This window comes from Microvirga guangxiensis (genome assembly GCF_900102135.1).
In the GTDB taxonomy this organism is placed as follows: domain Bacteria; phylum Pseudomonadota; class Alphaproteobacteria; order Rhizobiales; family Beijerinckiaceae; genus Microvirga; species Microvirga guangxiensis.
In genome coordinates, this window is record NZ_FMVJ01000022.1 from 1 (window position 1) to 25,720 (window position 25,720).

Annotated in this window: 32 protein-coding genes and 1 tRNA gene; 24 read left to right on the top strand and 9 right to left on the bottom strand. The window is 62.9% G+C overall.

The features are described 5' to 3' along the window. Positions 1-193 precede the first annotated feature (193 nt). The 9 genes from BLP10_RS22115 (at position 194) to ccoS (ending at position 7,695) form a co-directional block, all read left to right on the top strand. Positions 194-270: transfer RNA gene (locus BLP10_RS22115), tRNA-Met, on the top strand. Positions 271-717: 447 nt separating this feature from the next. Continuing rightward, the gene (gene ccoN / locus BLP10_RS22120; RefSeq protein WP_091139675.1) at positions 718-2,373 is read left to right on the top strand and encodes a cytochrome-c oxidase, cbb3-type subunit I; all 1,656 of its coding nucleotides are present in this window, start codon (positions 718-720) and stop codon (positions 2,371-2,373) included. A 4-nt stretch (positions 2,374-2,377) separates the two neighbouring features. Continuing rightward, entirely contained in the window at positions 2,378-3,130 is a 753-nt protein-coding gene (gene ccoO / locus BLP10_RS22125; protein WP_091139678.1) for a cytochrome-c oxidase, cbb3-type subunit II, read from the top strand. A gap of 20 nt (positions 3,131-3,150) precedes the next feature. Further along, a complete protein-coding gene (locus BLP10_RS22130; protein ID WP_091139681.1) occupies positions 3,151-3,321 on the top strand; it encodes a cbb3-type cytochrome c oxidase subunit 3 in 171 nt (56 codons plus the stop codon). Further along, positions 3,312-4,193 carry a cytochrome-c oxidase, cbb3-type subunit III gene (gene ccoP, locus BLP10_RS22135; protein ID WP_091139683.1) on the top strand — a complete coding sequence of 294 codons (882 nt, stop codon included), beginning with the start codon at positions 3,312-3,314 and terminating at the stop codon, positions 4,191-4,193. The genes BLP10_RS22130 and ccoP overlap by 10 nt, the downstream gene beginning before the upstream one ends. A gap of 38 nt (positions 4,194-4,231) precedes the next feature. Continuing rightward, complete coding sequence (locus tag BLP10_RS22140; protein ID WP_425286973.1) at positions 4,232-4,390, top strand: hypothetical protein; 159 nt, start codon at positions 4,232-4,234, stop codon at positions 4,388-4,390. A gap of 36 nt (positions 4,391-4,426) precedes the next feature. Next, a complete protein-coding gene (locus BLP10_RS22145; RefSeq protein ID WP_091139690.1) occupies positions 4,427-5,233 on the top strand; it encodes a DUF2189 domain-containing protein in 807 nt (268 codons plus the stop codon). Positions 5,234-5,270: 37 nt separating this feature from the next. Beyond that, on the top strand, positions 5,271-7,496 hold the full coding sequence (locus tag BLP10_RS22150) for a cation-translocating P-type ATPase (RefSeq protein ID WP_091139693.1): 2,226 nt from the start codon (positions 5,271-5,273) through the stop codon (positions 7,494-7,496). Between the two features lie 25 nt (positions 7,497-7,521). Then, complete coding sequence (gene ccoS, locus BLP10_RS22155; RefSeq protein WP_091139695.1) at positions 7,522-7,695, top strand: cbb3-type cytochrome oxidase assembly protein CcoS; 174 nt, start codon at positions 7,522-7,524, stop codon at positions 7,693-7,695. Positions 7,696-7,814: 119 nt separating this feature from the next. Here ccoS and BLP10_RS23920 read toward each other — a convergent pair whose 3' ends face one another. Both BLP10_RS23920 and BLP10_RS22160 read right to left on the bottom strand, forming a co-directional pair. After that, complete coding sequence (locus BLP10_RS23920) at positions 7,815-7,946, bottom strand: hypothetical protein (RefSeq protein ID WP_280141131.1); 132 nt, start codon at positions 7,944-7,946, stop codon at positions 7,815-7,817. A 136-nt stretch (positions 7,947-8,082) separates the two neighbouring features. Beyond that, positions 8,083-8,538: a pseudoazurin gene (locus tag BLP10_RS22160; protein ID WP_091139698.1), complete on the bottom strand. Its 456-nt coding sequence runs from the start codon at positions 8,536-8,538 to the stop codon at positions 8,083-8,085. Positions 8,539-8,891: 353 nt separating this feature from the next. Here BLP10_RS22160 and BLP10_RS22165 point away from each other — a divergent pair, with 353 nt between their 5' ends. After that, a complete protein-coding gene (locus tag BLP10_RS22165) occupies positions 8,892-9,590 on the top strand; it encodes a Crp/Fnr family transcriptional regulator (RefSeq protein WP_091139701.1) in 699 nt (232 codons plus the stop codon). A gap of 42 nt (positions 9,591-9,632) precedes the next feature. Here the strand turns inward: BLP10_RS22165 and BLP10_RS22170 are convergent, their stop codons facing one another. From BLP10_RS22170 to BLP10_RS22185, 4 genes are all read right to left on the bottom strand, one after another. Then, the gene (locus BLP10_RS22170; RefSeq protein WP_175494010.1) at positions 9,633-10,361 is read right to left on the bottom strand and encodes a Crp/Fnr family transcriptional regulator; all 729 of its coding nucleotides are present in this window, start codon (positions 10,359-10,361) and stop codon (positions 9,633-9,635) included. Positions 10,362-10,572: 211 nt separating this feature from the next. Then, positions 10,573-11,031, bottom strand: a complete 459-nt coding sequence (gene ccmE, locus BLP10_RS22175) for a cytochrome c maturation protein CcmE (RefSeq protein ID WP_091139707.1) — start codon at positions 11,029-11,031, stop codon at positions 10,573-10,575. A gap of 116 nt (positions 11,032-11,147) precedes the next feature. Next, positions 11,148-11,525 (bottom strand): hypothetical protein, encoded by a 378-nt coding sequence (locus BLP10_RS22180; RefSeq protein ID WP_139165579.1) that lies wholly within the window; start codon positions 11,523-11,525, stop codon positions 11,148-11,150. A gap of 276 nt (positions 11,526-11,801) precedes the next feature. After that, on the bottom strand, positions 11,802-12,059 hold the full coding sequence (locus BLP10_RS22185) for a DUF1858 domain-containing protein (protein ID WP_091139713.1): 258 nt from the start codon (positions 12,057-12,059) through the stop codon (positions 11,802-11,804). A 192-nt stretch (positions 12,060-12,251) separates the two neighbouring features. Between BLP10_RS22185 and BLP10_RS22190 the strand changes: the two genes are divergently transcribed. From BLP10_RS22190 to BLP10_RS22200, 3 genes are all read left to right on the top strand, one after another. Continuing rightward, entirely contained in the window at positions 12,252-12,593 is a 342-nt protein-coding gene (locus BLP10_RS22190; protein WP_244510765.1) for a metal-sulfur cluster assembly factor, read from the top strand. Continuing rightward, positions 12,593-12,838 carry a DUF2249 domain-containing protein gene (locus BLP10_RS22195; RefSeq protein ID WP_091139718.1) on the top strand — a complete coding sequence of 82 codons (246 nt, stop codon included), beginning with the start codon at positions 12,593-12,595 and terminating at the stop codon, positions 12,836-12,838. The genes BLP10_RS22190 and BLP10_RS22195 overlap by 1 nt, the downstream gene beginning before the upstream one ends. 136 nt (positions 12,839-12,974) lie before the next feature. After that, on the top strand, positions 12,975-13,667 hold the full coding sequence (locus tag BLP10_RS22200) for an NnrU family protein (RefSeq protein ID WP_175494011.1): 693 nt from the start codon (positions 12,975-12,977) through the stop codon (positions 13,665-13,667). A 47-nt stretch (positions 13,668-13,714) separates the two neighbouring features. Here the strand turns inward: BLP10_RS22200 and BLP10_RS23005 are convergent, their stop codons facing one another. Next, positions 13,715-13,978 (bottom strand): hypothetical protein, encoded by a 264-nt coding sequence (locus BLP10_RS23005; RefSeq protein ID WP_139165580.1) that lies wholly within the window; start codon positions 13,976-13,978, stop codon positions 13,715-13,717. 29 nt (positions 13,979-14,007) lie between these two features. Here BLP10_RS23005 and BLP10_RS22210 point away from each other — a divergent pair, with 29 nt between their 5' ends. The 8 genes from BLP10_RS22210 (at position 14,008) to BLP10_RS22245 (ending at position 20,696) form a co-directional block, all read left to right on the top strand. Next, positions 14,008-14,592 (top strand): cytochrome c oxidase subunit 3 family protein, encoded by a 585-nt coding sequence (locus tag BLP10_RS22210; RefSeq protein WP_244510766.1) that lies wholly within the window; start codon positions 14,008-14,010, stop codon positions 14,590-14,592. A gap of 4 nt (positions 14,593-14,596) precedes the next feature. Then, a complete protein-coding gene (locus BLP10_RS22215) occupies positions 14,597-14,872 on the top strand; it encodes a cytochrome C oxidase subunit IV family protein (RefSeq protein WP_091139723.1) in 276 nt (91 codons plus the stop codon). A gap of 116 nt (positions 14,873-14,988) precedes the next feature. Beyond that, the gene (locus BLP10_RS22220; RefSeq protein ID WP_091139726.1) at positions 14,989-15,441 is read left to right on the top strand and encodes a c-type cytochrome; all 453 of its coding nucleotides are present in this window, start codon (positions 14,989-14,991) and stop codon (positions 15,439-15,441) included. A 16-nt stretch (positions 15,442-15,457) separates the two neighbouring features. Next, entirely contained in the window at positions 15,458-16,804 is a 1,347-nt protein-coding gene (locus tag BLP10_RS22225) for a cbb3-type cytochrome c oxidase subunit I (RefSeq protein ID WP_091139730.1), read from the top strand. A gap of 64 nt (positions 16,805-16,868) precedes the next feature. After that, positions 16,869-17,681, top strand: a complete 813-nt coding sequence (locus BLP10_RS22230; protein WP_091139732.1) for a CbbQ/NirQ/NorQ/GpvN family protein — start codon at positions 16,869-16,871, stop codon at positions 17,679-17,681. Positions 17,682-17,695: 14 nt separating this feature from the next. After that, positions 17,696-19,585, top strand: a complete 1,890-nt coding sequence (locus tag BLP10_RS22235) for a nitric oxide reductase activation protein NorD (protein ID WP_091139735.1) — start codon at positions 17,696-17,698, stop codon at positions 19,583-19,585. A gap of 370 nt (positions 19,586-19,955) precedes the next feature. Next, positions 19,956-20,423, top strand: a complete 468-nt coding sequence (locus BLP10_RS22240; protein ID WP_091139738.1) for an RrF2 family transcriptional regulator — start codon at positions 19,956-19,958, stop codon at positions 20,421-20,423. Positions 20,424-20,456: 33 nt separating this feature from the next. Continuing rightward, positions 20,457-20,696: a hypothetical protein gene (locus BLP10_RS22245; RefSeq protein ID WP_091139742.1), complete on the top strand. Its 240-nt coding sequence runs from the start codon at positions 20,457-20,459 to the stop codon at positions 20,694-20,696. 103 nt (positions 20,697-20,799) lie between these two features. On the opposite strand, the gene hemN is transcribed toward BLP10_RS22245, so the two are convergent. Next, on the bottom strand, positions 20,800-22,152 hold the full coding sequence (gene hemN / locus BLP10_RS22250; protein WP_091139746.1) for an oxygen-independent coproporphyrinogen III oxidase: 1,353 nt from the start codon (positions 22,150-22,152) through the stop codon (positions 20,800-20,802). A gap of 311 nt (positions 22,153-22,463) precedes the next feature. Here hemN and nirK point away from each other — a divergent pair, with 311 nt between their 5' ends. Next, on the top strand, positions 22,464-23,561 hold the full coding sequence (nirK, locus tag BLP10_RS22255) for a copper-containing nitrite reductase (RefSeq protein ID WP_244510768.1): 1,098 nt from the start codon (positions 22,464-22,466) through the stop codon (positions 23,559-23,561). A gap of 156 nt (positions 23,562-23,717) precedes the next feature. Beyond that, entirely contained in the window at positions 23,718-24,113 is a 396-nt protein-coding gene (locus BLP10_RS22260) for a hypothetical protein (protein ID WP_091139749.1), read from the top strand. Positions 24,114-24,149: 36 nt separating this feature from the next. Here BLP10_RS22260 and BLP10_RS24125 read toward each other — a convergent pair whose 3' ends face one another. Then, entirely contained in the window at positions 24,150-24,650 is a 501-nt protein-coding gene (locus BLP10_RS24125) for a DUF6522 family protein (RefSeq protein ID WP_425286974.1), read from the bottom strand. Between BLP10_RS24125 and BLP10_RS22265 the strand changes: the two genes are divergently transcribed. Beyond that, on the top strand, positions 24,570-25,720 hold a 1,151-nt coding region (locus BLP10_RS22265), incomplete at its 3' end, for an HAD-IC family P-type ATPase (protein WP_139165581.1). The genes BLP10_RS24125 and BLP10_RS22265 overlap by 81 nt on opposite strands.

Below are 25,720 nucleotides of genomic sequence, written 5' to 3' on the forward strand. Positions count from 1 at the left end.
CCGTTAAACTCCTCAGCGCCGATGGTACTGTGTCTCAAGACCCGGGAGAGTAGGTCATTGCCGGGCCTGCCAAGGACAAACGCCTCTTTACATCTTTTGACAACCACACCGCGGTGTCTTGTGAAAACAAGCGCCGCGGTTTGTGTTTGTCTTCCCTCTTGCCGGTGTGGCCTGCCACACCGGCCCTGAGTGACGCGGGGTGGAGCAGCCCGGTAGCTCGTCAGGCTCATAACCTGAAGGTCACAGGTTCAAATCCTGTCCCCGCAACCAAACACAACAGCCCTCGCCTGGTAACCCCAGCGAGGGCTTCGTCGTATCCGGACCCTGTGAGAAGGCAGAAACGATGCAGCTTCGCAGGATCCTTATCCCCAACGGTGTCAACACCACCCCACGGTTTCCGTTACACACGCCATTAAACAGCTCTGGAAGGATGATCCATACGATTCTTGAGCTTGCATGCCCAGGGGTAAGTCTTTGATTGCAATTGGCAATCGTGCGGCATGCTATCGGATTATGCTTAGAATGCAGAGCCACCGATGGGCAGTGTACTCCAACGCAGAATTGTACCTGGTACAAAAGCACATTGTTGGGAGATGAACCCTGGCAGGAGGTTGACGTCCTAGCGGCGACGGCCACTTATTGAGGCTGAGACAACTGGTTCAGATCAGCTCCGAACGGCGGCCCTGCTGGAGCTGAGGCTCAGACAGGGGGAGCGGCATGGTTCAGCAGCTGACCACCGGCGAACGTCAGAACGCTTTGGTTATCCTTCTTTGCGTCTTTGTCGCCGGCTTGGCCATGGCAGCAGCGGGCGGTTTTGACCCGCTAGGCGTGCACGGAGTGATTGTCCTTCTCTTCGGCGGGGCCTTCGCCGCCCTCGTCATGAGATCCTATTATGAGCCCGAGCCAAGCCAGGATCGCCTCTCTCAGTATTATGATGATCCGATCAAAATCGGCATCGCCCTGACGTTAGCCTGGGGAATCTTCGGCATGTTCATGGGCGTATGGACCGCCGCCCAGCTGGCATGGCCCGATCTCGCCTTCGACGCCGGCTGGTCGACCTTTGGGCGCCTGCGCCCGACGCACACAACGGGCGTGATCTTCGGCTTCGGCGGCAACGCCCTGATAGCCACCTCCTTTCACGTCGTGCAGCGCACCTCCCGCGCCCGATTGGCAGGCCAAGTCAGCCCGTGGTTCGTGCTGCTCGGTTTCAACCTCTTCTGCATCCTAGCCGTCACCGGCTACTTCATGGGTGTGACCCAATCGAAGGAGTATGCGGAGGCGGAATGGTACGCTGACCTGTGGCTCGTGGTCGTCTGGGTCACCTACTTCGTGCTCTTTCTGCGCACGCTTGCCCGGCGCAAGGAACCGCATATCTACGTCGCCAACTGGTACTACATGGCGTTCATCGTCGTGGTGGCGATCCTCCATATCGTCAATAACCTCGCCCTCCCCGTCTCGGTCGGACAAGCCAAGAGCTACACCATCTGGGCCGGTGTGCAGGATTCAATGGTGCAGTGGTGGTACGGTCACAACGCCGTGGCTTTCTTCCTCACAGCCGGCTTCCTGGCGATGCTGTATTACTACCTCCCGGTCCGGGCGCAGCGACCGATCTTCTCCTATCGGCTCTCGATCCTCAGCTTCTGGGGCATCACGTTCTTCTACATGTGGGCCGGCTCCCACCACTTGCATTATACCGCCCTGCCCCATTGGGTGCAGAATCTCGGCATGACGTTCTCGGTGATGTTGCTCGTGCCCTCCTGGGCCTCAGCAGGCAATGCGTTGCTCACCCTCAATGGTGCCTGGCAGAAGGTCAGGGATGATGCGACCCTGCGCTTCATCTTCGTGGCCGTGGTCTTCTACGGGCTGTCGACCTTCGAAGGCTCGTTCCTGGCCATCCGCCCGGTCAATGCTCTCTCCCATTACACCGACTGGACCGTCGGCCACGTTCATGCGGGGGCGCTCGGCTGGGTGGCGTTCATCACCTTCGGGTCGATCTACACCCTGGTGCCCTCGCTCTGGAAACGCGAACGCATGTACTCGCCGGTGCTGGTTGAGGTTCACTTCTGGCTCGCCGTCGCAGGCACCCTCATCTACGTCTTCGCCATGTGGAACTCGGGCATTCTCCAGGGGCTGATGTGGCGCACCTACACGCAGGAGGGAACCCTCGCCTATTCGTTCCTCGACTCACTCGTCGCCATGTACCCGTACTATATTGCGCGTGCCTTCGGTGGCCTGCTCTTCCTGCTCGGCGCCATCGTCGCTGCCTACAACATCTGGATGACGGTGCGCGCCGTACCCTTTGCCGCCGGACGGCAGGCGGACGCACCGGACACGGGCTTGGCGCCTAGCGCCGCAGCGACCCCTGCGGAGTGACATCATGGCTGAACTGTTCCACCGCAAGCTCGAGCGCACCGCCATCGGCTTCGTCGTGGCGATCATCGCCGCCGCCAGCGTCGGCGGCCTCGTCGAGATCGCGCCACTGTTCACGATCAAGCAGACCGTCGAGGATGCGCCGGACATGCGCCTCTACACCCCGCTGGAGCTGGCCGGGCGCAACATCTACATCCGCGAAGGCTGCTACGCCTGTCACAGCCAGATGATCCGTACTCTGCGCGACGAGGTCGAGCGCTACGGCCCATACTCCCTGGCGGTGGAGTCCAAGTATGACCGCCCGATGCTGTGGGGCTCGAAGCGCACCGGTCCGGACCTCGCCCGCGTCGGCGGCAAGTACTCCGATTTCTGGCACGTCGCGCACCTCACCAATCCGCGTGACGTGGTGCCGGAATCCAACATGCCGGCCTACCGCTTCCTCGCTCGCACCGCTCTGGACACGGCCGATCTCGGGCGGCACCTGCAGGCACAGCGGGCGCTCGGCGTGCCATACACCGACGTCATGATCGCCAATGCAGCTGCCGACGCCTTCGGACAGGCGGCCCCCGACAGCCCGTTCGCCGCGGGCGTGACGGAACGCTACGGGGAGAAAACCCAGCTAAGCGCCTTCGACGGCGTGGTGACTCAGCTCACCGAGATGGACGCGCTGGTGGCCTATCTGCAGGTACTCGGACGGCTCACCGATGCTGCCTATTCCAACACGGCCGCGCCGGAACAGGCGCCCGATCCCACCAATTGACGTTGGCAGGAGGACGGCTGATGGACATCGACCACAATACCCTCGTCGGCTTCGCCAAGAGCTGGGGTCTGTTCTACCTGATCGCCATGTTCATCGGCGTTGTCATCTACACGTTCTGGCCGTCGAACCGGAAGAAGTTCGACAACGCCAAGCGCAACATACTCGATGAGGACGATCGGCCATGGCAGTAGAGGAACGCGATCCCGTCAGCGGCCGCCCGACGACGGGGCACGAATGGAACGGCATCAAGGAACTCGACACGCCGGTGCCGCGCGGCGTGCTGATGTTCATCATCGTCACGCATGTGTGGGCGCTGCTCTGGTGGATCCTGATGCCGACCTGGCCGATGGTAACGACCTATACCAAGGGCATCCTGGGCATCGACCAGCGCCAGTCCGTGGAGCAGGATCTCACCGCGGCTCAGGCCGAACGGGCCGCCTGGATGAAGGCCATCGAGACGGAGAGCTTCGAGCAGATCCAGTCCAACGAGGATCTGATGAGGGTCGTGCGCTCAACCGGACGTCAGCTTTTCGGCGACAACTGCGCCGCCTGCCACGGAGCCGATGGCAAGGGCCGCGCCAACTATCCTGACCTAACCGATGACGACTGGCTCTGGGGCGGCGAGGTGGAGCAAATCGCGGAGACGATGCGTCTCGGCATCAACTCACGCCACCAGAACACCCGGGTCGCGCAGATGCCCGCCTTCGGGCGCGACGCGATACTCGACCGCACCCAGGTGGCGAACGTCGCAACCTTTGTGCAATCGCTGTCCAATCCGTCCGTGACCACGCCGGAGAACGGGCCCCAGGTGCAAGCCGGGCGAGAAATCTTTCTTACCACCTGCGCTGCCTGCCACGGCGAGGACGGCAAGGGCAATCGGGAGGTCGGCGCCCCCAATCTGACTGACCAGTACTGGGTCTATGGCGGTGACCTTCAGACCCTGATCAACACGATCCACGGTGGACGGCAGGGGCACATGCCAACCTGGGACGAGCGCCTGACCCCGGCGGAGATCAAGATCCTGGCCCTGTACGTCAACTCGCTGGCGGCCGCGAAGCCATGACAGGAGGAGAGGCACCGAAACGGAACAGGTGGCCCATCGTGGCGTGGAGCCTTGCGGCGGCCGGCCTGATCGTCGTGGCGGCCGCCAACGCCCACCTCGTCTACGTAGCGGTGGCTTCCCAACCCGAATGCGTCGCCCACCTGAAGGAGGCGGGCACCCAGGCCGGCGCGTACCGGGCGGCGAAGCCCGCCTGTTGAGGAAGATCGAGCGATCCAGGATTTCGGAGAAGGCAGATGAGTGAAGCGGACGAGACCTACGGCCTTTTGAGCGAGACCTCCAGCATCGACGAGACGCGCAATCCCGCGCGCCAGCGACACCTGCCGGCGCGGGCCGCCCTTGACTGGCTACAGGCGGGCTGGCGCGACCTGCTGGTCCAGCCGGGACTCAGCCTGAGCTATGGCATCGTGGTCTTCATCATCACCGCCCTCCTCGCTTGGGCTCTGTTCGCTGCGGGGCGAGACTACATCCTGTTTCCCGCCATTGCCGGGTACATGATCATCGCGCCCGTGCTGGCCATCGGCCTTTATGAGAAAAGCCGGACCCTTGAGGCCGGCGAGCATCCTACGCTGCGCACCATGCTGCTCGTGAGGCCCCAAGCCGGGGCACAGATCTTCTATACCGGATTGATGCTCTGCCTCCTGATGCTGCTCTGGAACCGGGCCGCCGTCCTGATCTACGCCCTGTTCTTTGGTGTCCGCGCATTTCCGGGGCTGGACGGAGTCGTGGCCATGCTGCTCACGACGCCGGCAGGTTGGGGAATGCTCATTGTCGGGACGCTGATCGGCGGATTGTTCGCGGCCTTCGGATTTGCGATCAGCGTGTTCTCGATCCCCATGCTGCTCGACCAACGAACGGATGCCCTCACGGCCATGGGCACGAGCATGGCCATGGTCTGGAACAACCTCACCCCGACGATCGCGTGGGGTGCCATCGTGCTGGCCTTATTCGCGGCCAGCGCCGTGACCGGCTTCCTTGGCTTCATCGTTATCTTCCCGCTGCTGGGTCATGCCACCTGGCACGCTTACCGGGCCATGCGCTGATGCGCTCCTTGCATGAGAGATTAAGCGGCGGACGGTGATGACCTGCTGCGCTCCCATCGGCGTCTCCCCTGACGCCCTGCGTCAACCAGAGGCCGCCCTGGAGGAGATCCGGCTGGCCAGCCGCGACCTCGGCAACGGCACGCGGCAGAGCGACCTGTCGGTGCCCGGGGTGAAGTGCGCCGCCTGCATCGCAGCCGTGGAACGGACACTGGCGAAGCTGCCGGGCGTCGAGGCTGCCCGGGTCAACCTGTCGACCAAACGCGTTGCGGTCCGTTGGAACACATTGGAGGGCAACACGCCCGATCTGATCGGCGCCCTGCGCGGCATCGGCTACGAGGCACACCTGTTTGCACCGGAGCAGGATGCCAAGGATCCCGAACTGGCGCAGCTCGTCCGGGCGCTGGCGGTGGCAGGCTTCTGCGCGATGAACATCATGCTCCTGTCCGTGTCGGTCTGGTCGGGGGCCGATGCCGACACGCGCCAAGCCTTCCATCTGATCTCGGCCCTTCTCGCTCTCCCGGCCCTCGTCTATTCCGGCCGCATCTTCTACGCCTCGGCCTGGTCGGCGCTGCGCCATGGGCGCACCAACATGGACGTGCCGATCTCCATCGGCGTGTCGCTCGCCTTCGCTCTCAGTCTCTACGACACGCTCCATAACGCGCCGCATGCGTACTTTGACGCCGCGACGTCGCTGCTGTTCTTCCTGCTCATCGGCCGTACCCTTGACCACGTGATGCGCGAGCGGGCGCGTTCCGCCGTTGCGGGCCTCGCGCGGCTCGCTCCCGCGGGCGCCACGATCATCCGGGACGGACGGCCGCTCTACGTTCCCATGTCGGAGATCGAACCCGACGAGATGGTTCTTGTCGCCGCCGGTGACCGAATCCCAGTCGACGGCGTAGTCGACCAGGGCACGGCTGAGCTCGACTGCTCGCTCGTCTCGGGAGAATCTGCCCCCCGCAAGGCGGCAGCGGGAGATGCGGTTCAAGCGGGAGTGATGAACCTCACCGGGCCGCTGAGGATCCGGACCACCGCGCGTGCCGAAGACTCATTCCTGGCGGAGATGGTCAGGATGATGGAGGCCGCAGAAGGCGGGCGGGCCCGCTACCGGCGGCTGGCCGACCGCGCCGCTGCCCTTTACTCGCCCGTCGTTCATACGGTGGCCTTGCTGTCGTTCATGGGTTGGCTGCTCGCCACCGGGGACTGGCATCTATCCATCACCATCGCCATTGCCGTGCTGATCATCACTTGCCCATGCGCCCTGGGCCTGGCGGTCCCTATCGTGCAGGTCATCGCAGCGCGTCGCTTGTTCGAGAACGGAATCATGGTCAAGGATGGCTCCGCCTTGGAGCGCTTGGCCGAAATCGATGGCGTAGCCTTCGATAAGACTGGCACCTTGACGATGGGCAGACCTAAGCTTGTCAATGCGAACGAGATCGCGCCCGCAGCAATGCGGATTGCCCTCGGAATGAGCATGGGTTCGCGCCATCCGGTGGCCCAGACGATTGCCGAGGCTGCGGCGCAACGGGTGAACAACGTTCCCGCTTTTGACAGGGTTGAGGAAATTGCCGGATTAGGGCTCGAAGCCCGGATGGGCGATGAGACGTACCGGCTCGGCAGGCCGGACTGGGCAACAGGACAACGGGATCGGAACGACGCTTCCCCAGCGGCCTCGATCTCGGTCCTGGCGCGAGGGAGCGAACTGCTGGCGACCTTCGTGCTCGAGGATCGCGTCCGCCGCGACGCGCGAGAAATGGTGGGCGAGTTGGCCCGCCAGGGATTGTCGGTGGAGATCCTCTCCGGCGACCGGTCGCCGGTGGTTGAGGAGCTGGCGACAAGGCTTGGGATCCGTGATTTCGCAGCGGAGCTCCTGCCGGTGGAAAAGGTGGCGCGGGTCGCGGGGCATGCGACGATGGGCCGGAAGGTTCTGATGGTCGGCGACGGCCTGAACGACGCGCCTGCGCTTTCCGCCGCCCATGTGTCGATGGCTCCAGCCAGCGCAGCCGACATCGGCCGCAACGCCGCGGATTTCGTGTTCCTGAATGAAAGCCTGTCAGCCGTCGGCGACGCCCTCGGGATCGCGCGCCGGTCCCACCGTTTGATCATCCAGAACTTTGCCCTGGCGGTCGGCTACAATGTCCTGGCGGTGCCCGTCGCAGTGCTGGGCTATGTCACGCCTCTTGTCGCAGCGGTCGCGATGTCCTTGTCCTCTATCATCGTCGTCGCCAATGCCTTGAGGCTGTCACCGGGCCGCGGGGCCAGGTGACGTGAAGCCTCCGGAGGAGGATTGAATGAGTTCCATGTGGTGGTTGATCCTCATCGCGCTCGGCATGGGCGCGGCTGGCCTAGCCGCCTTCTTGTGGTCTCTCCGGGCCGGGCAATACGATGATCTGGATGGAGCGGCAGAGCGGGTCCTGCTCGAAGAGGATCCGGATGACAAAGGTCAGACCCGCAGTGAAATGTGAAGGTATCTGCCTTTCCGAGCCGCGTTCGGCACCACTGCGATACGCAGGAGAGTGACCAGAGCCGGGATCAACAGCATCCATGCTGTCTATGAGGATTCTGCACCAAGCGGCAGCCTGTGTCAGACCAGGTCGCGGATCACAGCCACCAGCGTCATGCCTAGAGCCACAAGGCTCGGTACCAACACCGCGGCGCCCGAGGCCAAGGCGAGTATGGCCACCCAGTCGAACGGCTTGTCAATGAAGCGAGGCACGATCCGCTCCTCCTTTCTCAATGGCTCCAACGGGTTCCAGTCCGTTTCCGTTCCGGCGGTTCTTTCATACGCTTGTCAGGTCCCCGCGCAGACGTTGAGCCGCCGCGGCTGAGATGCGGCGGCGTCAGACGCGATGTTACTTGGCGGCGGTTTGCGTGGCCGCGAGCTTGTCAAACAGGTTGGCAAACGCCTGCTTGGCCTTGCCGGGATGCTTGGCCTCCTTGGCCTGATCCACGTTGCTGGCGTCCCCCACCACGATCATGCCCACCATGCCCATGCCGTAATGCGGCTTGCACTTGTAGCCGTACACACCGGGCTTGTCGAAGGTGATGGCCAGCTCCTCGTTGATCTTGCCCACGAACTTCTCACCGCCCTCGGGCAGCATGCCATCGATGATCTCGACGTTGTGGCCCTTGTCCGAGGCCAGGAACTTGACCGTATCGCCAGGATTGATCTTCACCAGCGCCGGCTCGAACACCATCACGCCATCGGTGCCTTTGTTGAGCATCTTCACCTCGACCTCGGCCGCCTGCGCGATCCCGGCGAAGCCAAGGGCGGCCACGAGGGCGCCCAGTACGATGACCTTCCGCATGATTGTCTCCTGTTACGATGCGAAACCGGTGAGCCTCTGTGCGAAGCTCTTGACAGAGTGATACGCCTCGTTCCCGCAACCGTGTTTGATCTTGCGCAAGGAGTTCGAGCCATTCGCAGTGTGAAAGGGAGGAACGAGGGTTTTGTTTGCGCTGGAACAAACATGAGGGACACCGACATCTTGCCAGGCTTTCGGCCCTTGGCCCAAGGACACGTGGCAGCCGCTTTGGAAAGGCGGGCCCAGGCGTCTGAACGGAATGAGACCGATGGCCGTTGTCGCCCTTGAGCCTAGCAAGATCCGAAAGGACGTGGTCCACTCCCGCGTCCACAACCTGTTTTTGTGAAAGGCAAAGAATGGCCAGTGTCGATCGGTCCCTCGTGGCGGACCTTCCGATGTTTGCGGGGCTCGCACCGGAGCAGGTGGATAAGATGCTGCAGGAAGCGCAGTCGGTTCGCTATCCGAAGGGAACGGCGGTGTTCCAGCAGGACGAGCAGGCGCATTCCTTCTTCGTTCTGCTGCACGGTCACCTGCGGGTGTTCAAGCTCACGCCGGACGGGCAGCAGGTGGTGGTCCGCTTCGTCGCGCCTGGCGAGGTGTTCGGCGTGGCCATGGCCATCGGCCGCACGGCCTACCCGGCCACGGCCATGGCGGTGGTGGACAGCATTGCCCTGGTCTGGCCCTCCGCGGCATGGCCCCGCCTCATCGCAGCCCATCCGGCTCTGGCGGTCAACACGCTCCAGACCGTGGGCAGCCGGCTCCAGGACGCCCATACGCGCGTGGTCGAGATGTCCACGGAGCAGGTCGAGCGGCGCATCGCTCATGTGCTTCTGCGCCTGGCCCAGCAATCCGGCCGCAAGGTCGAGGCGGGCATCGAGATCGACTTTCCGATCACGCGCCAGGACGTGGCCGAGATGACCGGCGCCACGCTGCACACGGTGAGCCGCGTTCTGAGCGCCTGGGAGAGCCAGGGCCTGGTTGCCGGCGGACGCCAGCGCATCATGATCCGCGACCCGCACAAACTCTTCATCCTCGCTGAAGACTCGCCCCGCTAGGACAGATGAGCGGCTCCCCCTCGCGGGAGCTGGTCCGGCACACTAGCGCCGCGCGACCCGCCGGTGGCTTCGTCGGGGCTTGGGCTCTGGCGCGGTGTCTTCGTATAGCACCCGCGCCACGGCCTCGACATCGGCGATGACCAGCCGGCGCCGGGAGCGCCGGATCTGCCGCTGGGTTTCCCAGGTGCGCAGCGTCCGGCTCACGGTAGGCAATGTGCTCCCGATGAGATCGGCCAAGTCCTGGCGGCCGACGGGGAACGGAATCTCGATGCCATCGTCGGTCTGATAGCCGAAGGTGTCGATGAGCTTCAGGATCGCACGCGCCAGACGATGCTCGACCGGCTCGTTCGAGAGATCCCGCAGCCGGCCTTCCATTTCGCGCAAGCGTGTCTCCAGATCCTGGATGACGTTGATCGCCACGCGCGGCTGCCGGTCGATGAAGGATCTGAGCAGCTCCGAGGGCCATTGCAGCTCCACGCTGTCCATGACCGCCACGGCATCCACGGGATAGAACTTGTCCAGCAAGGCGGGGCTGCCGAAAACCTCTCCGGGCCGGACATACTTGACGATGATCCGAGCACCCTTCGGCGTGGTCTGCATCAACCTGGCGGCACCTGAGGCCAGCACGTGCACCGAGCGGGCGGGCTGTCCGGCCGTGAAGAGCACCTCATCGGCATGCACCGTCCGCCGCTGCGCCTGCCGCAGGAGGTCGGCAGCAACCTCTGGCGCAAGCCCTTCCAGAAGGCCTATGGTCTCCATATCGTCGCCCATGTGCGCATCCCGCTTTGCGGCATCTGTTGGTTCATCGCTGGACCAACGCGCTGGCTGAGATCCGGGTCGTTCGGTCAGGAGCATCGGTCAACACACAAAGCAATGGCCGCGAACCCGCCTGCCGGGTACGTGGGATTGTCGGAACACGGACCATTGCATAGGCGGATACATCATCAGGCGTCCGCAGAGGGCGGATTTGCAGAGCGCGCGGCTAGGGCGATCCGGTCGCGGCCGGATCTCCACCGTGCCAGCGGCCCTGACTCTTCAAGGAGTCCGACACCTCGCGCGGCATGTAGTTCTCGTCGTGCTTCGCCAGCACCGTGTCAGCCCTGAACGTCCCGGACGGATCGAGCAGACCCTCGGCAACGACGCCCTGCCCTTCGCGGAACAAATCCGGCAGGATCCCGCGATACTGCACTCCCACTGCCCCATTGGTGTCCTCGATCCGGAAGGCGGTAACCTGATCGTTGCCCCGTTGCACCGAGGCCTCCTGCACCAATCCGCCGAGGCGGAAGCGGACGCCGGGCGCAACGCTTTTGGCTTGGACCTCCGTGGGCGTGTGGAAGAATACGATCGTGTCGCGCATGGCAAAAGACACGAGGCCGAGCGCGGCGGCGATCGTGGCCAGTCCCGTCCCGATCAGGGTCAGGCGCCGTTGCTTGCGGGTCATGAATCAGGTCTCCAGAGCTGCAATGGCGTCCTCTAGCACCGGATCGGCGGCCTGAATTTGTCCGAGCGCAAGCATCTTGTTCCCGAAGGTCCTGAAGAGACGGGAAGGCCATGCCATTAGACGACGTGGCATCGCTCCGCCTGCAGGGCCTTGATGGTCTCGGTGTTGGGGCAGTACCGCTGCACCACGGGCACCCACCCCCGGTCGAGATCGCGCCGGCATCGCCGGGCGACGGCGCAGCCGGAGCAGACGATGCTCATGTCGCGCATGACGTCCGGATACGTGTGCCCGATCCTCTCGGGAGCAAGCCCGACAGCATCCAGGAGCCGCGGCAATTCCTTGCGGGCACCGCGCTCCGTCAGCTGGATCAACTGGTCGGCGGAAAGTCCGACGTCGCGGGCCAGTGCCCCAAGCTCATCCGCCTCGAGAGAAGTCAATTCCTGGCCTGCCTTTCGGCCGGAACGCCAGTTCGAGATCGTGGTCATCAAACCCATGGAAGCCTCCATCTCACTGGATGCATGTTGCCACAGGGATTGGGCGTGACTTTGCTCTGGATCAAACTCTGCGACATCGGTTTCAGCAGAACAGCCAATTCCCCGGTATCCTTTGGACCAGCGTCAAACGATGGATGAGGCCGCTCGAACCGTTGGGCCGCTCGCACACTCCGCAGGATCGAGCGCTCCATCAGCAACGCTCGGCAATCTGTTCATGCTGGCGGAGAATTGATAGATTCGAAACCATTCGGACCTGTGGCGCAATTTGGCGATCTATCACGGAGCGATCGGCCATCGTGCCGTGACAAGCTCAGGCTGTGACGTTGACGCGCCAGCCGAGCTCTGGGCTGTCGCGCGCAGCTCTGCCAGAAAATTCGCAAGGTCAACCCCATGCTCCCGGCAGGCATCGTCCAACGTGTGGAAGCAGGCAATCGGGCAGCCGACGCACCGCATCTTGTGATTCAAAAAGACCCGGATCGCAGGAGGGCACTGCCTCAGGACATCGTCGACGAGCTGGGTCGCTTCAACAGGCATGACAGCCTCCAAATTGATGACGTGTTTGAGATGCTCCCAACTTAATGGGCTTCCTCCTGCCGTTCTTTGCGCGGCAACAATGACGCAAAAAACGAGGCGAGGAATCGTCGTATTGTTTGCGGCAGGGCAAAGATAACTCTCCCCTTGATCGGCCAAGGTCCGGCTGTCGAAGCAAGCGGGAGAGAAATGCCGATGAGCGACAAATCCAAGCGGCAGGATGCCCTGGATCCCGATGTGCTCAATTGCCTGACGGATGTTCTGGATCCGGAGATCGGCCTCAGCGTCGTGGACCTTGGTTTGGTCTATCAGGCTCGCCGGACAACCGACGCCGTGGAGGTTGCACTCACCCTGACCACCCGCGCCTGTCCTCTGGGTGAAATGATCGTGGAGGAGGCGCGCGAGCGTCTGGCGCATCGGTTCCAGGATGTCCCTCGCATCGACATCCGCCTGGTCTGGGATCCCGTGTGGAAGCCCGACTTCATCACCGCCCGTGGCCAGGAGCTTCTCGGCCACGCACCAAGGACCGTAGCCTGATGTGCAGCTGCAATGTCACCGAAACCGTCATCGACGTCCGTCAGATCATGCCGCGGATGCGCCATCCGCTGATCTTCCAGACTTTCGATCAACTCGCCCCGGGCGAAGCGTTCCAGCTCGTCAATGACCATGACCCCAGGCCCCTATTCTACCAGTTCAACGTGGAGCGGCCGGGCGCATTCGGCTGGGACTATCAGGAGGAGGGTCCGGAGCTCTGGCGGGTGCGCATCAGCCGCGCCGCTTGATGGAGCCCGGTGACTGACAAGGGTGGGGCCGAGACGGCTCCGCCCTCATCCTTGAAAGGTGCGGATCTCAGAGGCCGGCGCCTGCCCGATCTTTCCTTTTCCACGTTGTCCGCGCATTCACCAGACAGCATTCGCTATGATTGAGTTCTACGGCGCATTGACGGCTTTCCTGGCAGCTCACCTCATTCCAGCGCGCCCCGCTCTGCGCTCGCGGTTGATCGACGCAATGGGGCGATCAACCTATCTGATCACGTATTCGATCCTGTCTGTCTTCCTGCTTAGCTGGCTGATCGTGGCCGCTCGGCGCGCTGACACCGTGTGGCTCTGGGATCCGGCGCCATGGCAGTGGCACATCCCGTTCATTGCCATGCCGGTCGCGGCGTTCCTCCTCGTCGCTGGAGCCATGTCAGCCAATCCCCTTTCGATTTCTCTGCGATACGGCACTGGCCCCGGTCCGATCACGGCTATCACGCGCCACCCGATCCTGTGGGCCTTTCTGCTCTGGGCGGTATCCCACATCCCGCCGAACGGAACCGTGGTCGCGCTCCTGCTCTTCGGCGGAATGGCCTTGTTCTCCGTGATCGGGTTCGTCCTGCTCGACCTTAAGGCGCGCAAGCGCCTTGGCCCGGAGCGTTGGCGGGAGTTGGCGGCCGGCACCTCCATCCTTCCCTTTGCGACGCTCCTCTGCGGACGGGCGCGGTGGAAAGCGTTGCGCCCTCTCGTCCTGCCAGCCGTGATCGCTGCTGTTGTCTACATCTGGTTCGTCGTGCAGGGACACGCTCTGCTCATCGGCGCCGATCCCCTCGCCGGCCTTGCGGCCATGAGATAGACCCCGCCAAGGTGGCGGGGCTATTCCGGCAGTCAATTCCAGGCATCTTATTGCGTGAAGAAAAGGACGGCCGCGATGACGACTGACATGGTCACCGCCGTGATCGTGCCAGTCGGGCGCAGCACTCCCATCCGATACAGCATGATAGCAAAAATGATGATGAGAGGTGTCGCCATCACCAGGCCAACCTGGGCATCGCTCATAAAGGGCTCTCCTGTTTCCAAAGCTGTCACCTCTATGGACGAGAACGGAGAAGATTTGTTTGAGCCACCGCAACGAAGAATGCGGTAGCGGACGGTACGAGGCGCCATCTGCCAACTCGACTTCGTGGAGGAAAGCGATGGATGCGGCGAACGCGATGAACGCTGCGCAGGAAGACCGTCCCTGGGGTGCTCTTTCGGATCTGCCCGGGCATCCGATGATGTGGGTGCTCATTCTCACGGAGGTCGTGACCTTCGGGCTTCTCTTCATGACCTTCGCCGTCACGAAGGCCATTCACCCGGGCCTCTTCGCAGCGGGCCAGGCGCAGCTCGATCCTGTTCTCGGTGGCCTCAACACGCTTGTCCTGATCACCAGCGGCTGGCTTGCCGCCCTTGCGGTCGAGGCCCGCACGATCGGGAAGCGTGGGACGGCGCGGCTTCTCCTTGGAAGCGCCATGGCCTTGGGCCTCGTCTTCATCGCCATCAAGATTGCCGAGTACGCTGCAAAGGCTCAAGCCGGCATCGATCTGGAGACAGACACCTTCTTCACGCTCTACTTCCTGCTCACGGGTTTCCACCTCCTCCATGTCGTGCTCGGCATCATCATCCTTGCCGCCGTCGCGTTATCGGACAGCATCGTCAACCTGAAAACCGGCACGGCCTTCTGGCACATGGTCGATCTTGTTTGGGTCGTGATGTACCCGCTCATCTACCTGATTGGATAACGCCATGAGACAAACCAATGCGCGCCGGATCACCCGCGCGTGGGGGCTCCTTGTGCTGCTCACCCTTCTCAGTCTCGGCGCAGGCCATTCCGGCTGGACGGGGCTCACAGCCAACACGCTGATCCTCGCTGCCGCCTTCGCCAAGGGGCGGTGGATGATGATGGACTTCCTCAAACTCCGTGACGCATCAGCGGGATGGCAGGTCCTGTTTCTCTGCTGGCTCGCGCTGGTCACCATCATTCCCTGGGCCACCGCCACTCTTCCCTTGCTGCTTGGGTGAGATGGAATTCGCCGCGAGGCTTGCTCCAGCGCAAAGAGCGGCTCCGGCGCTCCTGCCATCAGATGTGTGCGTACGCCGCACCTGTGCCTCCCTGCTCTTCAAGAAAGGATCGTGTGATGGCCGAAGCCCTCACTAAATCGGCAGCGAGGAACGTGTTCTATGGGGGCTCGTTCTTCTTCTTCGCCATCTTCGTGGGCCTGACCGCCCACAGTCACTACTACATGAACACCACGTCGACCGATGTGTCGACGCTGACCAATTCGGTCGCCCGAGGCAAGCACGTGTGGGAGAAGCACTCCTGCATCAACTGCCACTCGATCCTCGGTGAAGGCGCCTACTTCGCCCCGGAAATCGGCAATGTCTGGGTGCGATATGGCGGCAAGGAAGATCCGGCCGGAGCGCGTGATACGCTCAAAGCCTGGATGGCCGCGCAGCCGACGGGCATCGAGGGGCGCCGACAGATGCCTCAGTTCAACCTGACCGACAAAGAACTCGACGATCTCGCTGACTTCCTGGAATGGACCAGCCGCATCAAGACCCAGAACTGGCCGCCGAACACCGCTGGCTGAGATCAGGATCCTCATCATGAAATACCAAACGCAAAAGGTGGCCCTGCTCTATTTCTACGGAGCCTTGGCCCTGTTCATCGCTCAGGTCCTGTTCGGTGTTTTGGCCGGCACGATCTATGTCCTCCCCAACACCCTCTCCGAGCTTCTGCCCTTCAACGTCGTTCGCATGATCCACACCAACGCTTTGATCGTGTGGCTGCTGATCGGCTTCATGGGAGCGACCTACTATCTGGTCCCGGAAGAAACGGAGAACGAACTCTTCAGCCCATTGTTGGCGAAGATTCAGTTCTGGATGTTCTTCGGCGCGGCCGGCGTCGCGGTGGTCGGATACATGTTCAAGATTCACGAAGGTCGTGAGTTTCTTGAGCAGCCTTTCATCATCAAGATCGGCATCGTGGTCGTGTGCCTGATGTTCCTGTTCAACATCACCATGACGGCGCTCAGAGGGCGCAAGACGGTCGTCACCAACATCCTGCTGTTCGGGCTATGGGGTGTGGCGATCTTCTTCCTGTTTGCCTTCTACAATCCCATCAACCTCGCGGTCGACAAGATGTACTGGTGGTACATCGTGCACCTCTGGGTCGAGGGAGTGTGGGAGCTGATCATGGCCTCCGTTCTCGCCTTCCTGATGATCAAGCTCAACGGCATCGACCGCGAAGTGGTGGAGAAGTGGCTCTATGTGATCGTCGGCATGGCGCTGTTCTCCGGCATCCTCGGCACTGGTCACCACTTCTATTGGATCGGTGCTCCCGGGTACTGGCAGTGGATCGGCTCCCTATTCTCGACTCTTGAGGTTGCGCCCTTCTTCACCATGGTGGTCTTCACCATCCAGATGACATGGAAGGCTGGCCGCAAGCACCCGAACCGCGCGGCGCTCCTGTGGTCCATCGGCTGCTCGGTGATGGCTTTCTTCGGCGCGGGCGTTTGGGGTTTCCTGCACACGCTGTCTTCGGTGAACTACTACACCCACGGCACGCAGGTCACCGCGGCTCACGGGCACCTTGCCTTCTTTGGCGCCTACGTGATGCTGAACCTCGCCCTCATGGCTTACGCCATGCCACAGATTCTGGGACGTCAGCCGTACAATCAGATGCTCAGCATCGTGAGCTTCTGGATCATGTGCACGGCGATGTCGGTCATGACCTTCGCGCTCACCTTCGCGGGCGTCATCCAGGTCCACCTGCAGCGCGTGCTCGGGCAGTCGTACATGGACGTCCAGGATCAGCTCGCTCTGTTCTACTGGATCCGCCTCGGCTCGGGCGTGTTCGTGCTGATCGCCGCGATCATGTTCGTCTACGCGGTGTTCGTTCCCGGACGCGAGAAAGCGCCACGCCTGACGCAGGGCCTGCAACCCGCCGAATGAACACAAACGGGGCGGCCGTCATCCGGCCGCCCCGTCCTCTCCATTGCATCCAAGGATCTGACCAATGAAGCCTCTCCTGCAAGCGGTTCCCGAAGCTGCGGTCGAGCTGCCCTATTATGTTCCGGCCGGCAACGAATGCTCCCTCTTCGAGCTCGCCTGGAGCAAGCGTCTGCCGCTGCTCCTGAAGGGGCCGACCGGCTGCGGCAAGACCCGGTTCGTGGCTCACATGGCGGCGAAACTCGGCCTGCCTCTCCACACCGTATCCTGTCATGACGACCTCACTGCCGCCGACCTGACGGGTCGTTACCTGCTCAAGGGTGGCGACACGGTATGGGCCGACGGTCCTCTCACCCGCGCCGTACGCGAGGGCGGCATCTGCTATCTCGACGAGATCGTGGAGGCGCGCAAGGACGTGACCGTGGTGCTTCACCCGCTGACCGACGACCGGCGCATCCTGCCGCTCGACCGCACGGGCGAGGAGCTGCAGGCGCCGGGCTCCTTCATGCTGGTCGTGTCCTACAACCCAGGCTACCAGACCCTGCTCAAGTCCCTGAAGCCCTCGACGCGCCAGCGCTTCGTGGCCATTGAATTCGACTTCCTGCCCTTCGACCACGAGATCGCGGTTGTCGCCTCCGAGAGCGGCCTGTCCGCGCAACAGGTGCGTCCGCTTCTGCAGCTCGCCTGCCGCCTACGCGCGCTGAAAGGTCAGGATCTGGAGGAAGGGGTGTCCACACGCCTGCTGATCTATTGCGCGTCCCTTATTGCGGCGGGTGTCCCGGCGGAAGAAGCCGTGCTCGCCACCATGATCGAGCCGCTCACCGACGATCTCGACGTCAAGCAAGCCCTGATTGAGGTCGCCCGCGCGACGCTCGCCTGATCCGGAGACACGCCATGCTCGACTTTCTGGAGCTCGAAGAAACCGTCGGCCAATTCTGGCACCGGCTTGTCGGCCGGGCGGTCACCTACCCGCGCTATCCCGAGCTTGGCGTCTCGCTTGATGAGGTCCGCGGATCCCTCGCCGTGTTCTTCCGCGGGCTCGGCGGCGAGGCCGGAGTGCAACTCGCCGGCACCGCCGCCCGCGCCTCGTCCCACCGCCTGAACTTTCTTCAGCGCCTCGGCGTCACTGAGGAGCGGCTCGAGCAGCCGGGACGGGACGCAGCGACCCTGTTCCTGCCGCCGCGGATCGAACTGTTTCCGTCCAGCAACCTCAATCGCTCTCTCTATCTCTGGCTTGCGGCCTACTTCGCCCATGTCCCGACGACACCAATTCTCGAACCTGATCCGCTGCGCCGGGATCTTCTCATCCTCAGGCGTGTGCAGGAGACGGTCGCCGCCGTCCTGACGGCATGCCCAGGCCTGGCAGGGATGTACAAGGAGCTTTGCGCCGCCATGGGCGAGGCGCGCCCGCAGCGTCCCCTTCCGGCGACGGAGAGCAGGGTCGAGCATATGATCCTGTCGATGCTTCGCGATGGAAGCGCATTCCCAATCGACGCGGCTCTCCCTCAGCAGGCGCCAGCCGGTTATCAGCCCTTCCTGCCGGTCCCGCTCTGGGGCGACACCTGGGCCCGCGAGACTGGAGCGTCGAACCGCAACAGCGATGAGCCGGCAGGTCCGAGCGACCTCGCCGCCTCGGATACACGCAAGCGCTTCGCGGCGCGGCGCGAGGCGGATCAGGCCCAGCGCAGCGATCCCTTCATCCTGAACCGGTTTGAGAAGATCCTGGCCATGGCGGAGATGGTCAACGTCAACCGGCCTTCCGACGATGACGATGACGAGAACGCCGAGAAGGCTCTGGACGAAATGGAGGAGATCCCGCTCTCCAGGCACAAGGGCAAGCCGGCGACCAAGCTCAAGTTCGATCTCGACCTGCCGCCCGAGGCTGTCGACACGGCCTGCCTGACGGCAGACCTTACCTATCCGGAATGGGACTACACCCGCAAAGCCTATCTGCCGAACCATTGCCGCGTGCTGGCAGCTCCTACCTCTGAACAGGGCGAGGCCTGGGAGGCGGATGACGAGGCCCGTCGGATGATCCGGCGCGTGCGCCGGCAGTTCGAGGCTCTCAGGCCCAAGCACGAGGTTCTTCGGGCGCAGCCCGACGGCGAGGAGCTCGACATCGACGCGCTGGTGCGCGCTCGCAGCGATCTGCTTTCGGGCGGCTGCGGCTCGGATCGCGTTCACCTCGCCAGCAAGCGTCAGGCGCACGATCTTGCCGTCACGCTTCTGGTCGATGTCTCGCTGTCGACGGATGCATGGATCGACAACAGGCGCGTGCTTGATGTGGAGAAGGAGGCGCTCCTGGTCCTGGCACATGGAATGGCCGCCTGCGGTGATTCACATTCCATCCTGACCTTCACCTCGCGCCGCCGCTCCTGGGTGCGCGTCGAAACGGTAAAGGACTTCGACGAGCCCATGAGCCAAGCAGTCGTGCGGCGCATCTCGGCCCTAAAGCCCGGCTATTACACCCGCATCGGCACCGGCATCCGACATGCCACCGCCAAACTGGCGGAGCGTCCGAACCGGCAGCGGCTTCTGCTGGTGCTCACCGACGGCAAGCCGAACGACATCGACTACTACGAGGGCCGCTTCGGGATCGAGGACACCCGCCGCGCCGTCATGGAGGCGCGCCGTGCGGGCATCACCGTCTTCGGCGTGACGGTCGACCGGGAGGCTCAGTCCTACTTTCCAACCCTCTTCGGCCGCGGTGGCTATTCTATCGTCGGTCAGGTGGCGAAGCTCCCCTCCGCGCTCCCGGCGATCTACCGGCATTTGGTACGATAGGGAGCGCAAGCACTGGCCTATCCAGCCTCAGCCGCGAACGCAGTCTGCGACAGCGCGGCTGAGGCTGATGCAAAGCTGTCAGTCGATGCCGCCCCGTTCGCTAGACGATGACGAACAGAAGTCCATCACGCTGCCGGATGCTCGCTTGAGTGAGTGACAGGGCCCAGTGGACGACCGGCTCCGTGTCTCACCTTTCATAACCCTACCATAGAGCGCCTCGACCAGTTGCGAGCTTGTCCCCTCGGGCGGCCCTGTGCCGAATCGACCAGAGGCGCCGCCTTCGTTGATCCCGTCATGAAAAATGCCTTCCGAATGCCTCTTTGCTTAAGCTCAAAAAGATGTATTTTAAATACCTCTTTAAGGAGACGGGATGAGGCTGACGTTCCACACCGACTTTGCGCTGCGCCTGTTGATGAGCCTCGCCGTGGTGGAGGAGCGGCTCGTCACCATTGAGGAGCTCTCGACGAAGCACAGGCTGTCGCGCAACCACCTGATGAAGGTGGCACAGACTTTGGGCAGCCTCGGCTACGTGACAGGCGTGCGTGGACGCACTGGCGGCCTGAAGCTTGCCAGGCCCGCCGCCACGATCCGCATGGGCGAGGTCGTTCGGGCCCTCGAAGACGACACCGCCTTGGTCGAGTGCCTGGGCGACGGACCGACCTCCTGCATCCTGAGCGGCGCCTGCCTTCTCACTCACACCATGAGCCGCGCGCGGGAAGCCTTCTTCGCCTCGCTCGACGAAGTGACGCTGGCCAACCTCGTTGCCCCGCGAATCCTGCTGCGCCAACGCCTTGGCATGAGTGAAGAAACCCAACCCAGCTTTGCAGCTATCGCCTGAGATCAAGACGTTCAACAGAAGGAAATAAGAGCAATGCCAACCAAAGCCATCCTGACCGCTGTACTCCTGCTCTCGGCAGCGCCGGCGTCAGCCGAGTGCATCTACAGAAATGCCTATAACCACCTGACCAATGAACACGTCACAGTTCCGATCTCCTGCCCGCCCGTAAAGGCAAGTCAGACACCCAAGTACCGCAGCTGGCATGAGTGCCCGGTTCACGAGGAGCGGAACGCCAAGACCGGCGACGTCTATCAGGTGCGGTCCTGCGCATAACGAACCATCGGTGGCGGAGTGGATACCGCCACTGACATGAAGAGAACGATCAACCCCACAGGAGCAGAGTCGGGGTTTGGCTCCTGCGGGCTTTTTGCTGCCCTCACACAGCGCGGCTGTGGGTTCTGCCCGACTGGCCGAGATAGGCGTCGAACGCGGACGCTACGCTCCGCACCAGGAAGCGGGTGTCGTCATTCACCGACAGCACGCTGCCATCGAGTTGGATGACGCCATCGCCCTCCAGCATCCGCAGCCGTGGGATCGACTGCAGGATGGTCTCAGGCGCCACGCCGTGCCTGTTGCACACCTGCGCCACATCCACCATGAAGTCGCACATGACCCTTTCGATCAGGTCGGCTCGGAGGCGGTCATCCGCTGTCAGGGCATAGCCCTTCGCTGTCGCCAGCTCTCCTCTGGAGATGCGTTCAGCATACTGCCCCAGGATGACCTCGTTCTGGGCATAGCCCTGAGTCAGTCGTCCGATGGCAGAAGCGCCGAAGCCGATCAGCACGTCACTGGGATCGGTGGTGTAGCCCTGGAAGTTGCGGTGCAGGACACCGTCGACCTGGGCCTGCACCATAGTGTCCTCCGGCAGGGCGTAGTGATCGAGGCCGATCCGGCGGTAACCGGCTTCAACGAGCGCCTCGGCAATGGCCTCGGCCTGCTCGTAGCGGGCGGCGCCGTCGGGCAGCGCAGCCTCGTCGATCTTTCGCTGGTGCTTCTTGAACGTCGGGATGTGCGCGTAGCCGAAAACGGAAAATCTTTCGGGACGCAGTTCGACGCTCTTGCGCACGGTTTCGACACAGGATTCCACTGTCTGATGCGGAAGGCCATAGATCAGGTCGAAGTTGATGCCGCGCACCCCCGCTTCTCGCAGACCGTTTGTGGCACGTGCAGTCTGCTCGAAGCTTTGGATGCGGTTGATAGCCTTCTGAACCACCGGATCGAAGCTCTGCACGCCGAGGCTGGCGCGGGTAACGCCCACCTCCCCTAGAGTCTTCGTCATCGTCTTGGTCAGGGTACGAGGATCGATCTCGACTGCAATCTCAGTATCCTCATTGAGAGAGAATTTCTGCCGCATGAGGGCCATGAGACCAAGAAGCTCGGAGGGCTCCATGATGGTTGGGGTGCCGCCGCCGAAATGGACATGACGGACCGACAATGCGCCGGTCAGGCGTTCCGTGACGAGGCCGATTTCCCGGCGGAGAACATCAAGGTAGTCGACAATCGGCGCATCGCGCTGGGTGATGGTTGTGTGGCAGCCGCAGTACCAGCACATGGAACGACAAAACGGCACGTGGAGGTAAAGGGAGGTGCTCGTTCCAGAAGGCAGGGCCTCCAGCCAGTTTCCATAAGCCTCATGGCCAATGCTGTCGGAGAACTGTGGCGCCGTTGGGTAGCTCGTGTAGCGCGGAAGCCGCTCCTCGCCGTAGCGCGCTCTCAGATCTTCTTTCATGATGCAATCCCGTGCATGCAGCAGACTAAACCCCGGAGGGCATCCGCCTTTCATGAGAGGGCATACAGAGCATCAGGCCTGATTTCTTTGCGCTTGCTCAACATGACTCCGCGTCTTTTCCATCGCAGCGCACAATGCGATTGATATAGATCAAACAATTGATGGCGCGTGATAAAAATTACGCACCCTGAACCGCATTCGCCAAGATATTTGCGCTGCAGCAAATAAGCTCGAGCGGCTCGGGAGTACACAATCTTCATCCGATGACGGACCAAAACGATCCGCCAGGCGGTCCCTTAGAGGAGATGAAGATGAAGGCCATGAAGATCCCGGGACGCCGGCCGCTGCTTGCGACCGCTGCCATTGTAGCCCTTGCCACCGCGGCTTGGCTCGGCGCTCCGCTCGCGGCGAACGCAGGCGAGAAGGTGGCAGCTGCCACACCGCACGCCCACGCTGCGACCGAGGCAGCCCCGGTCAACATAGTGCGCCTGCCCACCGATCTTCCGGGCCCCATCGGCAAGCGCGGTCCGCAGCGGATCAAGGTCGATCTGGAAACCGTCGAGGTGACGGGTGAACTCGCCGATGGCACCAGCTACCACTACTGGACATTCAACAAGAAAGTGCCAGGTCCCTTCGTCCGGGTGCGGGTCGGCGATACCGTCGAGGTCAAACTCAAGAACCATGACGACAGCATGGTGATGCACAACGTCGATTTTCACGCGGTCACTGGCCCAGGCGGCGGTGCTAAGGCGACAGAGGCCGCCCCCGGCGAAAGCCGCGGCTTCGAGTTCAAGGCGCTCAACCCCGGCCTCTATGTCTACCACTGCGCCACCCCCATGGTCGCCCAGCACATCGCCAACGGCATGTACGGCCTGATCCTGGTGGAGCCTGAGGAAGGCCTGCCGAAGGTCGACCACGAGTTCTACGTGATGCAGGGTGAGATCTATACCGAGCAGGCCTTCGGCACGAAGGGGCTCGTGGAGGAGAGCTACGACAAGCTGATCAGCGAGCGGCCCGAGTACTTCATCTTCAACGGCAGCACCGAAGCCCTGAAGAAGAACCCGCTCAAGGCGAAGGTTGGCGAGACAGTACGGATCTACTTCGGCGTGGGTGGCCCGAACTACACTTCGTCGTTCCACGTGATCGGAGAGATCTTCGACAGGGCCTATCCCCTGGCTTCGCTCAGCTCGCCCATGAAGGACGTGCAGACCATTACCACTCCCCCCGGTGGCGCCAGCGTAGTGGACTTTAAAGTCGAGGTTCCCGGCAACTACATCTTGGTCGACCACGCCTTGAGCCGCGTCGAACGTGGACTGGCGGGCATCCTTCAAGTTGAGGGCCCAGAGAACCCCACGATCTTCAAGGACCACAACCCCGAGAAATCGGCCATGTCGACCAGCGGTCACTAACTGAGGTGGTTTCGATGTGATGAAAAGTCCGGGCCCGGCCCGGACTTTTTGCGTCCCGTGTTTTTGCGCCAGGGCAACGAAGCTGGGACCGTCATCTGTCTTCCTGTCGTTGCAGGGCATACACCGCCGCCACCTCAAACACGACCGAGACCGCTGATGAAAGCCGAACTGCACGAGATCGCCACCTCCGGCACGGCACCCTCTCTGGCGCCTTCGCCCCTGCTGGTGCGCGTGCGCGCCGTCATGGACACCCTCGACCTGGACTGCCGCTGCCGCGGCAAGCTCGACGCCGCGCTGGAGCGGTTCGAGGCCCTGGAGAACCGGCGCCAGCTCCGCGGCCTGATCCTCGATGCCCGCCACCAAGCGGAGCGCATTGGGGCGTTGCTCGAACTCGTCGGTGAGCTCGACACCGTCTCGACAGACGAGACAGACCTGAGCGTATTCCAGGAGATCGCGCTGCTGTTCGAGGACATCAAGGCGGCGGCAACGCGCGGGTCCGAGGACATGGTCCGTGCGGCAGGACTTGATCTGCATGGCGGCCAAGCGGCCTGACCTACAGCCGGGGAGCCGATTATATCTGTCAGAGTTTCACTGGCTCAGCCTATGCAAGACTCTCGGCGGTACCCCGTCGCCATAGTCGATGCTGGAGCGCCGTAGGATGCGCCCGACCGCGTCGACGATGAAGCGTAGCCGCCGTCCAGCATCGAAGAGCTGAGCCGGGAGCGATCCTCGTCGATGCCGCTCGCACCAGCCGATGATCGCCCCTTTGCGGACCAGCTCCGGCACGGATGAGGGTTCGAGACCCAAGCCCTCACATGCTGATTGAACAGCGCCAATATATATTATCCCACAGGAGCAGAGTCGAAGTATCCTTCTGGCAGTCTCCTGCTGGACATGCAGCCTCTTCAGGCAAGCTGTCTTGCCAATGGTCCCGCATGGGGTTGACCTTGCCATCGTGGGAAGCTCCAGGCTGCTCTTAGCTTGTTGATGCGTGCGTGGAGAACTGCCATGACCAACACTCGTACTGCCAATGGACATGAGGGCCACGTCCATCACCACGGCCATGGTACTCACGCTGGACACGGTCATCACCACAATGAGCCTGCAATGGATGCCGGGACGGTGAAGGATCCCGTCTGCGGAATGATGGTCGATCCGCACGCGGCCACCCACCGGGCCCAATATGAAGGCAAGCCTTACTACTTCTGCTCGTCTGGCTGCCAATCGAAGTTCATGACCGAGCCCGCGAAATACGTCGAACGGCAAGCAGGCCGGAAGGCGGAAGCCGCTCCCGAGGGCACGATCTATACCTGCCCGATGCACCCCGAGATCCGTCAGGTCGGCCCAGGCTCGTGCCCGATCTGCGGCATGGCGCTCGAGCCCGTCGTTGCCACCGCAGAGACGGGTCCCAGTCACGAGCTCGTCGACATGACGCGCCGGTTCTGGATCGGCTTGGTCCTGACCCTTCCCGTGTTTATCCTCGAGATGGGCGGGCACCTGACGGGCCTCACCCATAGCATCGGGCAGCAGACCTCGAACTGGATCCAGATGCTGTTCGCGACACCGGTCGTGCTGTGGGCCGGCTGGCCGTTCTTCGTGCGCGGCCGGCAGTCGCTGAAGAACCGCAGCCTCAACATGTTCACCTTGATCGCCATGGGCACCGGCGTGGCCTGGATCTACAGCATGGTCGCGACGCTGGTGCCCGACATCTTCCCGGCCGCCTTCCGCGGGCACGACGGCTCGGTGGCGGTTTACTTCGAGGCCGCGGCGGTGATCACGGTGCTGGTGCTTCTCGGCCAGGTCCTGGAGTTGCGGGCCCGCGAGAGCACCAGTGGCGCCATCCGGGCCCTGCTCGATCTCGCCCCCAAGACCGCCCGCAGGATCCTGCCCGACGGCTCGGAGCAGGAGGTGCAGCTCGACACCGTGCAGGTGGGTGACCGACTGCGGGTGCGACCCGGCGAGAAGGTGCCGGTCGACGGCATCGTCGTCGAGGGGCGCAGTGCCGTCGACGAGTCGATGGTGACCGGCGAGTCGATGCCGGTGACGAAGGACGTCGGCGCCAAAGCCATCGGCGGCACCATGAACCAGTCCGGCGGCCTCGTCATCGAGGCGCAGAAGGTCGGGCGCGACACCATGCTGTCCCAGATCGTGCAGCTCGT